The 15,827-nt window shown below is 39.6% G+C and carries 7 protein-coding genes and 1 tRNA gene; 6 read left to right on the top strand and 2 right to left on the bottom strand.

Translation table 11 applies throughout. The features are described 5' to 3' along the window. The first annotated feature begins 261 nt into the window (after nt 1–261). From MLE17_RS05045 to MLE17_RS05030, 4 genes are all read left to right on the top strand, one after another. Entirely contained in the window at nt 262–1,950 is a 1,689-nt protein-coding gene (locus MLE17_RS05045; RefSeq protein WP_243347658.1) for a SulP family inorganic anion transporter, read from the top strand. A gap of 133 nt (nt 1,951–2,083) precedes the next feature. Next, nucleotides 2,084–3,622, top strand: coding sequence for a YifB family Mg chelatase-like AAA ATPase (locus MLE17_RS05040; RefSeq protein WP_243347657.1), 1,539 nt, complete (start codon nt 2,084–2,086; stop codon nt 3,620–3,622). 94 nt (nt 3,623–3,716) lie between these two features. Continuing rightward, nucleotides 3,717–3,790 (top strand) — tRNA-Ile (locus MLE17_RS05035). Between the two features lie 572 nt (nt 3,791–4,362). Further along, the gene (locus MLE17_RS05030; RefSeq protein WP_243347652.1) at nt 4,363–4,941 is read left to right on the top strand and encodes a hypothetical protein; all 579 of its coding nucleotides are present in this window, start codon (nt 4,363–4,365) and stop codon (nt 4,939–4,941) included. A 126-nt stretch (nt 4,942–5,067) separates the two neighbouring features. Here MLE17_RS05030 and MLE17_RS05025 read toward each other — a convergent pair whose 3' ends face one another. Both MLE17_RS05025 and MLE17_RS05020 read right to left on the bottom strand, forming a co-directional pair. Further along, on the bottom strand, nt 5,068–5,235 hold the full coding sequence (locus MLE17_RS05025; RefSeq protein WP_243347650.1) for a hypothetical protein: 168 nt from the start codon (nt 5,233–5,235) through the stop codon (nt 5,068–5,070). A gap of 41 nt (nt 5,236–5,276) precedes the next feature. Then, a complete protein-coding gene (locus tag MLE17_RS05020) occupies nt 5,277–9,281 on the bottom strand; it encodes a two-component regulator propeller domain-containing protein (protein ID WP_243347648.1) in 4,005 nt (1,334 codons plus the stop codon). Between the two features lie 339 nt (nt 9,282–9,620). Between MLE17_RS05020 and MLE17_RS05015 the strand changes: the two genes are divergently transcribed. Both MLE17_RS05015 and MLE17_RS05010 read left to right on the top strand, forming a co-directional pair. After that, nucleotides 9,621–11,624 (top strand): T9SS type A sorting domain-containing protein, encoded by a 2,004-nt coding sequence (locus MLE17_RS05015; RefSeq protein ID WP_243347647.1) that lies wholly within the window; start codon nt 9,621–9,623, stop codon nt 11,622–11,624. A 111-nt stretch (nt 11,625–11,735) separates the two neighbouring features. Further along, nucleotides 11,736–15,377, top strand: a complete 3,642-nt coding sequence (locus tag MLE17_RS05010) for an alpha-L-fucosidase (RefSeq protein WP_243347646.1) — start codon at nt 11,736–11,738, stop codon at nt 15,375–15,377. Nucleotides 15,378–15,827: the final 450 nt, after the last annotated feature.

Genomic DNA, 15,827 nt, shown 5'->3' with positions numbered 1-15,827 from the left:
TAAACCATTATGATTGTATTTATATTACAGTCCTGTTACAGATTATACGAAGTCATTGTATTTTTATGAATCATTAACATTGGGTGTCTGATAACTTATAAAATAGGCTTATTTCATTGGTTTGTAAATAGTTCAGTATTGTGTTTATTTAGAAATCAGTTGAGATATCCGGCGACAGAATTCCAATTAAACAGATAATCATAGCTAACTCTTTAGAGGTAAACTGTTTATTCGTACTTTTGCGGCAAATTTTTGATGATTATGAGAAGACTTAAAGAAATTTCATTCCAACCGGTAATCATCGAAAGCCTGAAAAACTACAGCAGAGAGCTGTTCTTCAAAGACTTGATGTCCGGTATAATTGTAGGTATTGTTGCTTTGCCCCTGGCTATCGCTTTCGGTATTGCATCCGGAGTAACCCCTGAAAAGGGAATCATAACGGCGATCCTGGCCGGGTTCCTGGTTTCGGCCTTTGGGGGAAGTAAAGTACAGGTCAGCGGTCCCACCGGCGCCTTTATCGTAATTGTTTACGGTATTGTCGAGAAGTTCGGTATTCAGGGATTAGCTATTGCCACCTTTATGGCCGGAGTAATGCTTATCCTGATGGGCGTTTTCAAAATCGGGACCATCATTCGCTTTATACCTTATCCCATCATTGTCGGATTCACCTCCGGTATCGCACTTACCATCTTCACCACCCAGATTAAAGACCTTTTCGGATTGCAAATGGCGCATGTGCCGGGTTCATTTATTGAAAAGTGGATTGCCTATGCCGGATGTTTCGATACGACCAGTCTCTGGGCGCTCGGGATTAGCATTCTAACTATTCTGATTATTATTCTTACCCCTAAGATTTCCCCCAAGATTCCGGGTTCGTTGGTTGCGATTATTCTGTTGACCGTTGTTGCCTATTTCTTGAAAAATAAATTCGGAGTCACCGGCATCGAAACCATCGGTGACCGTTTCCAGATAAAGGCTCAGATTCCCGAACCGCAGGGCATCGGTCTCTCTTTTGATAAAATCAACCTGCTGATGTCGGCGGCCTTTACCATTGCCATGCTGGGGGCTATTGAGTCACTGCTTTCAGCAACAGTTGCCGACGGTGTGACCGGCGAGAAACATGATTCCAATACCGAGTTGATAGGTCAGGGAGTTGCCAATGTGATTGTGCCGTTTTTCGGAGGTATTCCTGCAACCGGTGCTATTGCCCGCACGATGACCAACATCAATAATGGCGGTAAAACGCCGGTTTCTGGTATTATTCATGCCGTGATTCTGTTGCTGATTCTGCTCTTCCTGGGAAATCTGTCCAAACATATCCCTATGGCATGTCTGGCCGGTATCCTGGTGATCGTCTCTTATAATATGAGTGAATGGCGTACCTTCCGTTCCCTGCTCAAGACCACCAAATCCGATATTTCTGTACTGTTGACCACCTTCTTCCTGACGGTGATTTTTGACCTGACTATTGCCATTGAGGTGGGTCTGATTCTCGCGATTATCATGTTTGTGCGCCGGGTTTCAGAGACCAGTTCTATTTCGGTATTGACTGATGAAATCAAACTCTCTGATACTCATTTTCCTACCGCAGCGGCTGAAAATCTGACCATTCCGGCTGGCGTTGAGGTATATGAAATTGACGGACCGTTCTTCTTCGGTGTGGCCAATAAATTCGACGAGCAAATGATGGTAATCGGCGATAAGCCCAAAGCCCGGATTATCCGGATGCGTAAGGTGCCGTTTATTGATTCTACCGGACTTCACAACCTGGAAATCCTGATTAAAAACTCGAAAAAGGAGCATATTAAAATCATCCTTTCCGGTGTAAACGAGCGCGTAAGGGCTGTCCTTGAAAAATCGGATGTGGCGCAAATGATTGGGGATGAGAATATATGCCCCAGTATTCAGGTGGCCATTTCCAGAGCCGAAGAGCTTGTAGCGAAAAAATAATCATTGTTATCCAGATATCCGGGAGCCGCAGATTTTTCTGTGGCTCTTTTTTATTTCTCTTTTTAAAGGAAAATGCATTGTTGTTTTGGATAAATTAATAAGTTTGTAAATGTAACCGTAAAAATCTGCCGATATGCTTGTCAAAACGTATGCCGCCGCCGTTCAGGGCGTCAATGCCCTGGTAGTCACCATAGAGGTCAATTGTTCGCAGGGAATCAAATTCTTTCTCGTGGGATTGCCCGATAATGCCGTAAAGGAGAGCCATGAACGCATTGTTTCGGCGCTTCGTTTCAATGGCTTTAAGTTTCCGTCGCAGCAGGTCGTGGTGAATATGGCTCCGGCAGATATCCGCAAGGAGGGCTCGGCTTATGATTTACCCATTGCCATTGGGATTCTGGCAGGAGGTGGTAGTATCTCTTCCGAAAAGTTGGAATCCTACATGATGATGGGTGAACTTTCGCTCGACGGTACACTTCAACCCATCAAAGGAGCTTTGCCTATTGCTATCAAGGCCCGTGAAGACAAGTTTGAAGGTCTCATTGTTCCCAAACAAAATGCCCGTGAAGCTGCTGTGGTCAATAACCTCAAGGTCTATGGCGTAGAGAATATCCGCGAAGTGATTGAATTTATCAATGGTGATCGGGAACTGGAGCCTACTGAAGTCAATACCCGGGAAGATTTCTACAACAGCCAGGCGAAATTCGACCTTGACTTCGAAGACGTAAAAGGGCAGGAGAGTGTTAAACGTGCTCTGGAGGTGGCTGCAGCGGGTGGGCATAATTTAATTATGGTCGGACCTCCCGGGGCGGGAAAGTCCATGATGGCTAAACGTTTTCCCTCGATCCTTCCACCGCTAACCTTACAGGAGGCGCTGGAAACTACCAAGATACACTCCGTGGCGGGCAAGATTGCCAAGAATACATCTTTGCTTTCGCAACGTCCCTTCCGTTCACCCCACCATACGATATCAAGTGCCGCTCTTGTGGGTGGAGGTTCATTTCCCCAACCGGGAGAGATTTCGTTGGCACATAACGGAGTGCTCTTCCTGGACGAGCTTCCTGAGTTCAACAGGCAGGTGCTGGAGGTGATGCGCCAACCGCTGGAAGACCGGAAGATCAGCATTTCGCGAGCCCGTTTTGCAGTGGAATATCCCGCCAGCGTCATGCTGATTGCCTCAATGAATCCCTGTCCCTGTGGATACTACAACCATCCGGAGAAGGAATGTGTCTGTGGGCAGGGGATGGTGCAGAAGTATCTGAATCGCATCTCCGGGCCGCTGCTCGACCGCATTGATATTCACATCGAAATAGTTCCTGTTCCCTTTGAGAAAATATCCGACAGTCGTCCGGCTGAGCCAAGCGAACACATCCGGGAAAGGGTAATCAACGCCCGGAAGATACAGGAAGAGCGATTTGCAGAGACTGAAGGAGTCTATTGCAATGCACAAATGAGTGCCAAGCTGCTGAATACCTATGCGTTGCCCGACGAAGCCGGTATGGCTCTGCTCAAGAATGCGATGAACCGCCTCAATCTTTCGGCCCGTGCTTACGACCGCATCCTGAAGGTATCGCGTACTATTGCCGATCTGGAAGGTAGCGAGAAGGTTTTATCACATCACGTGGGAGAGGCGATTAACTACCGGAATCTTGACCGTGAAGGCTGGGCTGGATAGTCCGTTTTTTTGTCACGGAAAAGCAAAAACCGTTTTGTAGATTAAATTCTTTGCATTACATTTGCATCACTTTCGAAGGATTTTCCTTTGAATCGGTCCTATAGCTCAGTTGGTCAGAGCATCTGACTCATAATCAGGGGGTCCTTGGTTCAAGCCCAAGTGGGACCACAATTTGAAAGCGTAAGCGCCTAGTTATCTTCTAGATAGTTGGGCGCTTTTTTGTTTTTGGGCAAACTCCATACGTACAGTAGCGCAACTATTTATGTTAACTTCTCTCATTGCATTTCCGCTTCTCTCTCCGCATAGTTTCATCGTAACCTAATCTCATTCTCAGTCATTATCCCGGGCGTTGATATATCATTAAGATAGTCACCTTTATGCTTAAGCATAATTCAGATATTGCTTTTGTGCTGGAGATATAGTGTTGTTACATAGATAATACAGTCTTATATAAAACTGTAATAATACTGTGTTACCACTGTGATAGTACTGTGACATTACTGTGATATCTTACTTTATAGTATGCTTATTGTAGGTTAATGATATATTATGACCAGGACTAAAGGGGATCTGTAAGCACAGCAATACATGTGGCTTTAACTCTGTAATGTTGGAATGAATGCGAATTTTGGGGCTTAATGAATCCCGGATAACAACCATTGTATTTCCAGATTTGTTATTCAGGTAAAGGGGTAAGGAGTTTTTTCAGTTTATGTCTTACAATCTTAATCATCGCCGCCATGAAAACGATTCTACTATTTCTGATAGCCACATTTGGCCTGATTGTGATTTGTTTCGGCCAGAATAACCAACTCGTATTGAAAAGCAAAACCCACGACAAGATTGTAATTATACCTGAAGGAAAAAAGGTCAAAGTCATTGATAATGGAGGGAAAACGCATGCAGGTAAAATATCCGTTTACACCGATTCAATTGACGGGATAAGCCTTTTGGTTGTAGGTAAAGATACATTGGGGATCAAAGAGATTTCAGCTATTAAAGTTCGACCGCTGCTTACGAAAATGTCGGGAGGAGTACTAACTGCCGGTGGTGGAAGTCTCACCATTTTTGGCCTGTATGTTGTAATTGCCGGATTAGGCCTTACAGGGGATTGGGCTGATATGGAAGGGTTTATAAAAGCATTGGCTGTCATACTGGGTGGTGGACTGGCTTTTGCGGGAGTACTGGTCACAACAGCCGGAATTGTCTTGTGGAAGACATTCTTCAAAAAGTATCCTTCTTCCAAGTGGGAGTATCAGTTCAGACCTGTTGTTGGGAGAGGGATGGTCCAATCTCCCGTCAGCGGAAGCAGTCAGTAATGATTCTTATTTTTCAGGGAATAATGCCGTAGTTGGTTCTCAATAACTGATTACGGCTTTTTTTATGGGGGTTGAGGTAGTTGTTTAAAATTCCATCCGGTCTGTACTTTTCGGGTGCAGCGGTTTTTAACCGCTGATTTGAATTCCCTGTTCGCTATAGGTGTGATAGCCGTAGTTCGTTAATTTGGCGAAAGCTCTGCTTAGGTCATTGCTAAAAGCCTCCCGACTTGCAAAATATGCGATAGCAAAATACAAAAGCAGTTTCAGTTCAATCTCTGGAGTTGCTTTCTGCATTATGTATGGATGTGACCTTCAAAAAACATTGGAACAATCTTCTATTTTAATTTCTTTGCATAGTCACTAGGATTGACATTAAACTCATCTTTAAAACATTTGCGAAAATAACTGGAACTACTGATTCCTACCATTGACATTATTTCAGTCAACGTATATTGTCCTGTAACGATTAATTCCTCAGCTTTGCGCATCTTGATTTTAAGGACAAACTTATTAATTGAAAGACCTGTTAAAGTTTTGATTTTACGGTATAATGTAGAACGACTCATAAACACTACATCTGTTAAAGTCGCTATATTTATTTCTTCGTGTTCAATATTCTCCTCTACAAATGAAGTCAGTTTGATTATAAACTCTTTATCTAATCTATTCATTGATTCATTTGTCAATTCTGATTTCGTCAAAATAGAGTTGGTAAATGAAGCCGCCATTTTCTTTCTGGATTCCAATAAGTTTGAAACTCTACTTTTCAAAAGATCAGCACTAAAAGGCTTGGTAATATACGAATCGGCTCCTACTGAATATCCTGTAGTTTTATCCCGAATAGAATCTTTAGCCGTAAGTAATATAAATGAGATATGGCTTGTTTGAACATCGTCTTTGATTTTACTGCAAAATTCAATACCATCCATCACTGGCATCATGATATCACTTATTATAATATCCGGGGATTTTGCAATAGCTATTTCAAGCCCTTCCTGCCCATTATTGGCTGTGATTACATGAAAAGAGTCTGAAAAAACATCTGTTATATAAGCTTGTATATCCTGATTATCTTCAACAATAAGCAATATCGGTTTCGTTTCAAATGATTCAGTAGCATATGGCTCATTTTCCTGTAAATGAGATGCTTCAGAGTATAATCCAGTCCGGGCTAATCTGACACGAAACATCGTTCCCTCATTTAGTTTGCTTTCTACATATATCTCCGCTTCATGCAGTTTAACCAGACTCTTTACAATAGCCAATCCGATGCCTGACCCCGCAGCCTGAAATTCGCTGTCGGCCTGAAAATAGCGATCAAAGATATGTGGTAATGTCTTAGGCTCAATTCCACATCCAGTATCTTTTATTTCTATTTCAATATAGTTACCATTGTCTACGTTTAAGTTTCTCAAACCAATACTCACACTTCCTTTTTTTGTGTATTTCAGTGCATTTGAGATAAGATTATCAAGAATAATCATTATTACCTCAGGATCATAAACAAGTTCGAAATTCCCTTCTTCTACAACACATTGAATCCGGACATTCTGATTTCTGTTCAATTCTTTGTATTTCAATGCTATTTCGTGTATTTGGTTGGAAAGATCCGACTGTAAAACACAAAGTTTTCTGTTTTGAGTTTCTGTTTTTCGAAATTCAAGAATCTGATTTACAAGATCGAGCAAGCGGGATGCATTTTTGTAAATCATGGTAATCTTCTTCTTGTAATTCTCATGTAAATTCATATCGTTTACAAAATCTTCCAACGGTCCAATGATTAAGGTCAGAGGAGTTCTTAGCTCATGTGTTATGTTAGTAAAAAAGCGAAATCGTTCATCATTCAGGTTTTGCTGCTGTAAAGAATGTTGTTTTTCGAGGTATAACGAATTTTCCAGTTGGAGTCGACGTTTGTATAATCGAATAAAATAAAATCCTGTGTATAAAACGATAATAGTGTAGAGTACTTTGGCCCACCAGGCTAGCCAAAACGGAGGTAAAATGGAAATAGATAAGTTTGAAGTGGCATCGATCCATTGCTGATTTTTATATCGTGAGCGCAAATGAAAAGTGTAATTGCCCGGAGGTAGATTTTGAAAAGTAACCTGCTTTGAATTCTGAACATCATACCATACGTTCTCAAACCCTTCCAGCATATAACTGAATTCAATCCGGTTATTGTACGAATAATCAAGCACATTGAAAAATACAGTAAAAGTGTTTTGGTTATATCGTAGTTGTATCGGATTGATTATACTATACAATGCTTCCTGGTTCTGTAAACTATTCATATTGCCAATTACTTTGAAATCTGTAATTGAAGCCGTTGGGAATTTGCTCCTTTTGGCAATTTCATCGGGCTTAAAATAACAGACACCATTGTCTGAACCAAAATAAATCACCCCGTCATCTGATTTAGCAACAGCTCCCACTCTGAAGTCACCCATAGGGATACCATCAAAATGGTCGTAATTTACGTAAGATTTATTTTCAGGATTGAGGCAGCAAATACCCGAATTTGTTCCCAGCCAAATCTGCCCGTGCGAATCCTCCGTGATGGAATTTACAGATGAATTCTTCAACTCCTGTTTAATATCAAAAGTGTCACATTCCTGATTCTTCCAGCTACTGAACATCAATAAATTCTCGCCTGTAGCAACCCACATTCTCTTCTTAGAGTCGCAATAGAATTGGTTTATACATGCTGTACTATTAGTGCCTATCGATCTGATTTTTCTGAATGATTTATCAAAAATGGTGATTTGCCCCTTTAATGTACCTACCCATATATTGCCGTATACATCTTCCGAAATTGCATGAACCATATTCGCAACATTGTCTGAATTATGAACTAATTTCCATTCGACGTGGTTGCATGAATAATTATAGATATAAAGGCCGTTATTTGTTCCAATGTAAATTCTTTTAAATTTGTCTTCAAGAAAACAATTTATCTCGGTGCTTTTGCATTTGAACAAGGCTGACATGTTATTGAAAGACTTGTTTTTGAGGCTATAGCGATATATTTTACCACCATAAGCTCCAAACCAGATATTATTCTCAGAATCAGCAAAGGTGGAAATAATTAAATCTGTCACAACATTGTTGGAATGATTGTAGTTATTGATTTTAGTATTGTTCCGAAAAACGTCGATACCACCTCCGTAAGTGGCAACCCATAAAGCCGAGTTTTTGTCAATAGTTAGTCCTGAAACAACCGGATGGCTCAGGCTATTCATATTATTGATAACCGGATTGTAATTGTAGGATTGAAACGGAAGATTGTTGTTGGCATAAAAATTAATTCCCCCATCAGTTGCTATCCATACATTGTCGTAAGAGTCGTGAAAAATAGAATTTATATTTGCATGAGAAAGCTGATCAACTTCATAACCTGCTTTTATATGCTCAAATGTAACTTTTGAAAGTGATTTTGTGAAAAAGAACTGTTTTAAATCTAATATATTCACTCCCCCATTCTCCGTTCCGATAAATAACTTTTTATCATTACTTTCATCAATACACTTGATGATATTACTTGATAATGAATTTTTATTGCCCGGAATACTCCGAAATACAATAAACGTTTCATCAATTGGATTAAAAAGCGCTAATCCATTTTTGGTGCCCACCCATATGTTATTGTAGCTATCTTTATAGACTACAAACACATTATTATCTGGAATACTGGTGGGGTCGCTGGGATTATTCCTGTAATTCCGGGCAATCTTATCTTTTATATTGATAATGCTCATACCATCCATGACGTGAGCAACGTATAAATTACCCTGATGATCATCACAGACGTTCCAACACATATTGCTGACTAATCCTTTTACAGTCGATTTATCAAAATGTTCAAACTTCTGAGTGTTCTTATTCAAACGATCTACACCTCCGCTATATGTCGCAATCCAAAGATTTGCATCAGTACCATTAGTAATATCTGTAATACCATCGTTGCAAATACTGCTTTTATCTTTAGGATTATTTCGATAACTGGTAAATTGAGACGTTAAGCAATTGAATGAATTTAGACCTGTTCTTGAATTGCCAATCCAGATCATATTGTTATTTAAATCCGAAAAAACCACATTTAATCCATTTCCGTTTAATGAATTTCTTCCCGATTTACTAAATACCTTAAATCTGTTACCGTCAAAACGGTTTAGCCCGCTAATGGTTGCAAACCACATTATCCCTTGTTTATCCTGTGCTATTCCTGTAACATAATTGCTTGACAATCCCTGCTCCATCTTGATTTTTTGAATTATGCGTGCTTGAATGGGTAGCAGTGAGTTTACAATTAATATCAGTAATAAAATGATGTGTTTCTTCATAAAACATATAAATATTAGATACACTCAAAGTTACTCAAATTCTTATACGTATTCAAACTATGGCAAACTCTGCTATAAAGAGATTTCATAACTATACTATGAGCGTTGAATTTATACTGGCTTGAAATTAAGTGATATAGCTGTTTGTTGTTGCTCCGGGATTTCAATATAATGTTATTGCAACTGAGTTTGCAGAGTCAGTTTTCGGGGAATTTTGAGCCATTTGAGACAACGAATGATTTGATTGAGCTGCAATTTTTTTTCAGTGCACTATACTTTTGCTCCGATTCCTAATGAATCAAATAGACAATCTATTATTTACCCTTAAATTAAGTTATCATGAAGCAGATTTTCATTTGTGCGGTACTATTATGTACTTCTTTTTTTCTTACAAAAGCATCCAATCTTATTCCTGAATCTGGAGCTAAGTACTACATTGTAGCAACCGGGACCGGAATGGTAATCGGAGGTCTTCCGACCAATCAACCCAGCGTAAACAAAGCGGAAATATCAGCCACACAACGTTTCGAGTTCATTCCGGTTTCCGGTTTGACAGACACCTATTACATCAAGAATGACACCGCCTATTATCTAGGGAAATGGTATGCTAATTCATGGTCAACAACTTATTCAAACAGTATTGACGGTGCAAATTCTCAATGGTTTCTTGACGGAGCTACTGCATCCAACATCCGCCTAAAAGTCAATTCAAGTGGATATATAGGCTATAACTCAATTACCGACACCCCCCTTTGGTGCGATAAAAACAATACATTTTCCGGAGGTACATTCAAGTTAATCAAAGCAGTAGATTTGATTAAAAATAATCTGTTTGATGGTGGCTTTGAAAATGCGGATTCAGAAGGTGCACCCATTGGTCTGTGGATTAATGATCTTGGATTAACTTATGGGGGTGACTCAAAATCGCGTATTCAAACCTCTTCCGGTTACGAATCAACAGGCGCTAATAGCTTTTTACTTAATTTCCTTGGCTCAGCAAGTAGCAATTCATACAGTTCAATAAGCAACAAAATAACCAATTTAATTCCTGGAGCAACTTATCAATTAAGTTTCAATTATAAACAAAGTGTATCGGGTGCAAGTGAAACAGCAACAAAAGCCTTTGCTGCAGCAACTGCAAATGCTTCCTATACAAATGCATTAGGAAGTGTATTTACAACCACACCTCCTGCCAACTTAACCAGTGCGCAAGCTGTTTCTTCAGGAACATTCACTTTTGTGGCTCCTTCAAATGGCACTTGCTACCTCGTCTTTGCGAAGTCTAATTCTTCGGCAAGCTATAATTTAAATATTGACGACCTTGTTCTGACAAAAACTGCAGACCCCAACCCGACAGTAACTACAACAGCATCTTATCTTGTATTTGATGAAATTAAAACTACCGGCTCGTTTAATGTATCAGGCTTTTCTTTATCAAATCCAATTACAATTTCAACTCCAAGTGGTTTTACTGTAAATCAATCGTCTCTATCTGCTACATCATCCGGAGTAACTGTAAATGTTACATACGATGGTAAATCATCAACAAGTGGGTACATAACTTTAACCAGTGGTACTGCTAAGGCAAGAGTTCGGGTAGTAATACGAAAAAATTCAGATGGTTTTACAAGTCTGTATCCTTCATTGACAAACATTATTGCCGATCCATATCTTAACAGCTTGTCAACTTACGGAGGCTGGGGATCAAAAAGTATTATTACTGACACTACTTTAGTTTATTGCGGTAGTAGTTGTGCTGCTCTGTATGGTTCTTGTGGCACTTCATTAGACTACGCATTAACAGGCAAAGTGAGTGCTAATTCGAGATATCGTTTTAAAGCAATGGTAAAAACTGACGCAGAATTGAGTTTTACTATGAATGGATGTGGTATCAACAACTCCACTTCTGATTATCAAATCGTTGCAAATACAGCAGGAGTTTGGCAAGCTGTAGACTTTACATTCACAACGGGAACATTGGCAAACAATCAGAATCTGTGGATCAATAGTTGTAGCGGATCAAACAGAGCTACAATTGCTTATATAGACAATATGGAGTTATATGATATATCGTCAACCACAAAAGTCAATGAAATAACAACAATCTCAAATCAGCAAGTTTTCGTTAAAGACAATAAAATCATGATCAATATGAGTCTTGAACAGAAATCAAATGTTGAGTTCTCTGTTTACAATATGCAGGGGATGCTTCTTTCTAATGAAAAAGCAATTTTGGAAGCCGGTCAGAATATGAAAACAATAAACTCGCCATTGGGTTTTGGTGCTTATTTGGTTTCTGTTTCGTGCGATGGTAAAACAAAAACATACAAAGTAATTAAATAGTATCACTAAGAACAGAGGTTGTCAGTTTTTTTGACAACCTCTGTTCTGTAATTCAAAACTTATTCGACCGTCAATACCAGGACAATTCATTTACTTAACAATTACACTTCAATGAAAACAACTGTTTTGAAAAGCAAGCTTGCACTGATGTTATTATTCCTGCTTGGAATAACAACAATCAAGGCTACAGAAATTGAACCCATGGAAACCGGAAAATTTCAACCTACATGGGAATCATTAAAACAATACTCAGCAGCACCTGAATGGTTTGAAGATGCCAAATTTGGTATATGGGCACACTGGGGCCCTCAATGCCAACCAGAATTAGGAGACTGGTTTGCACGTTTTATGTATTTCGATGGGTCGCAGCGCAACTGGTTTACCAGCAATTACGGTACTGATCCTAAACTCGGATTTAAAGAGGTGATGAATAGCTGGAAAGCCGAAAGCTGGAATCCGGATACTTTAGTAAAAGTATATAAGGCGGCTGGGGCAAAGTATTTTTTTGCTTTGGGTAACCATCATGATAATATGGATTTATGGGATAGTAAATATCAGCCATGGAATAGTGCCAAAATTGGACCTAAAAAAGATTTATTGTCAGGTTGGGAAAAAGCAGCCAGAGCGCAAGGCTTGTATTTTGGTGTCAGCATTCATGCTTCTCATGCATGGTCATGGTATGAAATTTCGCAAAATTATGATGGAAACCTTACTGCAGCAGATGGTACAGGAAAATGGTGGGCAGGTCTTGATCCTCAGGATTTGTACGCTCAAAACCATACTCCAAGTTCAGGCTGGACAAGTTCAGGTACGATTCACTCAGAATGGAACTGGGTAAACGGGGCTTCAATTCCATCAGCAGCCTATTGTGATAAATTTTACAATCGTACGATGGATATGATCAATAAGTACAATCCGGATTTGATTTACTTCGATGATACATCGCTACCTTTTGTTGCTGTTGATAACTCCGGTAATCGCTCAACTTCAACAGTGAGCGATGTGGGCCTGAAAATTGCAGCAAGTTACTATAACAAAGGCGCAAATGCCAATAACGGAAAAGTAAACAATGTGATCTTTGGAAAAATACTCACTGAAGATGAAAAAGAATGCATGGTGTGGGACGTGGAGCGTGGTATCCCTGATAAACCCCAGAAAAAACACTGGCAAACATGTACCTGCATTGGCGATTGGCATTATTTAAAAGGTGCAACATATAAGTCGGCAAGCACTGTTATTCACATGCTTATAGATATTGTCAGCAAAAACGGAAACTTATTATTAAATATCCCATTAAAAGGAAACGGAACTTATGATAGCAATGAAGCGGCAGTTTTGCAGGGAATTACAGCATGGATGGATGTAAACAAGGAAAGCATTTACAGTACTCGCCCCTGGGTAATATTCGGTGAGGGACCGTCAGCACAAAGAGCTAATTCGCTTACCGCACAAGGGTTTAACGAAGGTAGCTCATACGATGTAAAAGACATTCGTTATGTACATAAGGGAGATAGCGTTTTGTATGTAACACTTATGGGATGGCCTACAAATGGTAAAGCTGTCTTGGAAAGTTTGGGTTCAAATTTTCCATATTTGACTCAAAGTATCAAAAGTCTGAAAATGTTGGGAGGTGGTGAGTTGGCTTATACCCGCTCAGCAGATAACCTTACAATAACACTTCCAACAACTAAGCCGTCAACAGCCGACATAGGAATTGCATTTAAAATTACACTTAATCAGTTTACATACGAAGATTTCCAGAGTTTAATAAAAACAGCGGAACGTACTGATAGCATTGCCAAACTGAATGTTGGAACTAGTACGGGACAATATAATAGTGATTCAATTGCCTGCCTCGAAAGTGCAATTGCAAAAGCCAAGCTAACAAATTCGTCTAATATCTCAACAGAAATAAAAGCAGCAGCAGACATTTTACAAGCTGCCATTATTTCATTTGTCTCAGGTGGACGCAATACAGGCGGTATAATCAACTATCCTTATTCACAAAACATTACAAAGAAATATCTGTCCGATGCACGAATCTTCTCACGTTCGGATGCTATTACCCTGGGAACTTCCCGCTTTGGGTTATTGGGTGAACCATGGGTTTATAACAACGCCATTCTCAATCAATCAGGCTTAGGTGGATACGATAATTACAATTCAACCCAGTCTATCGGTATCCAAAAATGGAATGCTACTGATCCGGCTATTACAAATGGTAAAATCTATCAAACCGTCACACTCCCTGCCGGAACATACAAATTAAAAATAAAAATCAATGAATCATGGGGCTATGCGAAAGGAGAGAATTTTTTATCTGTCACTGCCGGAAATACAGTTCCTGAATCTGCCAAAGTCCCAACAGAGGCTTTAGCGTACTATGATATGAGTACGACGTCCACAGCATCTCCGATGCAGATAAATTGTTGCACTTTTACGCTACCTGCTACAACACAGGTTTCCATTGGATTTTCATGCACTCTTGCTGCATCTGCCACTACGAGAAGTATGAGAGTAAACGAAATACTCCTGTTGGATAACGCCGGAAACGATATTTCATCTACTTACCTGAAAAACTACACGAATATCCAACGAAAGGACGCTTCATCAAAACGTTTTGGAACACCTGCAAATTGGACAAGTTCATTAAACATTCCTCAAACAGATGGAAGCGGAACTAAGCAGGGGATTGACAAATATCCTGGATATAGTACGTTAATGATGGGTGTTTGGTATGACATTGCAAACTCTACCACTGATGCAAAAAATGCTAAGTTATACAAAAGCGTAACGCTGCCTGCAGGTAAGTATTTCTTTGGTGCAAACTACAATACCCTTTATCAAATGAGCAGTGCTTATATGTTTGCATCTAAAATTGTACCTACGATGTCTGATGTGGAATCAACCTCTATAGCATGTCGTAAAATAGGAGCTGATGCAGCAGATACTAATCTATATGGAATTGAATTCGATCTTCCGGCTACCACTACAATAAATCTTGGCTGGATAGCAGATCTTTCTACAAATTCGACACAGGAATTCAGAGTAAACGAGGTCGAGCTGCTAAAAGTTATGTCTGCTTCAGATACTTTTGATCAAAGTAACGCAATTACTGCATCTACAAATACCGATCTTGTATTAAAGTTCAGCGAATTTGCCAGAGTCCCAAGTTCTGCCGGGATATATTCAATGAACGCACTTGACAATTCAGGATATTTGGCAGGAACATCAGGAGGAAGTTTAGACTTGGGGGTTATTGATTTTGGAGCTAATAAATACAACAAAGCTTATGTTTACACTGCAAATTCAGCGACATTATCCAATGATGCAAGTTATTTGCTGTTCCTTGATTCTGACACAGTTCCATTTGCCAATATCCAGGCATTGACCACTGCTGGCGCTACTTTTTCTGAAAAATCGGAAACAACTATCGCATCTATAAGTGGTCTGCACAATGTAAAACTTAAATTCAATAATCACACCTCTTCTTTATTCTCAGTAGGTTTTGTCGATGCCAACAGAAGTACAGGATTGAATGATGTACAAATAAATAATTCGTATAAAATATACGCAAGTAATAATAAGATAAGAATAGAGGGCGTAGATAATAGAAAGGTAGAAGTATATACCCTTAATGGTAAATTACTAAAAACCAGAAACAATGTGGTAGGGTCTATTGAGTTTAATCTTGATAGTGGAGCTTATCTTGTTGTTGTTGGAAGAAAAGCCACAAAAGTCATATTATCATAAAAAACGAATCATTTAGTCCTTCCCTTTTTTTATTAGTTCACTATCAATATTTCGTTCTTTGTTTGTAACTTTAATGGGCTTTGCGGATAGCACTAAAAAACGTCACAAGAGTTGGGGACTTTTGTGACGTTTTTCTTATTAAACCCCAGCGATACCAGATACCAGCCTACGAAAGTCAGTTGTTTTGAATAACAAACTTGAAATAGTTGCTGTGTGCTGATTTGGTGAACTTGGAAGAAAAAGGGAGGGATAAGATGGATTAATCAGACTGGATTTGTTATTTTTTGATGATCGTTCGGAGGATCAGACGGTTTATTTCTTGGCTAAGACCTGAAGGTTTTGATTTAGCTCAACGCGACAAGCGGCTTAGAGCCGCTGTTCGCTTGCCGGGAAGCGTCTCGAAGCCCACACCGAACAGCGGCTTCACGCCGCTTGTCGGATTCTGTCGTT

This window comes from Parabacteroides sp. FAFU027 (assembly GCF_022808675.1).
Classification (GTDB): Bacteria; Bacteroidota; Bacteroidia; order Bacteroidales; family UBA7332; genus CAXXIC01.
This window is presented reverse-complemented; position numbering and strand designations above follow the sequence as displayed.

Excerpts from the sequence above, each read along its gene's own strand:
- MLE17_RS05045 (WP_243347658.1), top strand. The coding sequence starts at position 262 with ATGAGAAGACTTAAAGAAATTTCATTCCAACCGGTAATCATCGAAAGC.
- MLE17_RS05040 (WP_243347657.1), top strand. The coding sequence starts at position 2,084 with ATGCTTGTCAAAACGTATGCCGCCGCCGTTCAGGGCGTCAATGCCCTG.
- MLE17_RS05030 (WP_243347652.1), top strand. The coding sequence starts at position 4,363 with ATGAAAACGATTCTACTATTTCTGATAGCCACATTTGGCCTGATTGTG.
- MLE17_RS05025 (WP_243347650.1), bottom strand. The coding sequence starts at position 5,235 with ATGCAGAAAGCAACTCCAGAGATTGAACTGAAACTGCTTTTGTATTTT.
- MLE17_RS05020 (WP_243347648.1), bottom strand. The coding sequence starts at position 9,281 with ATGAAGAAACACATCATTTTATTACTGATATTAATTGTAAACTCACTG.
- MLE17_RS05015 (WP_243347647.1), top strand. The coding sequence starts at position 9,621 with ATGAAGCAGATTTTCATTTGTGCGGTACTATTATGTACTTCTTTTTTT.
- MLE17_RS05010 (WP_243347646.1), top strand. The coding sequence starts at position 11,736 with ATGAAAACAACTGTTTTGAAAAGCAAGCTTGCACTGATGTTATTATTC.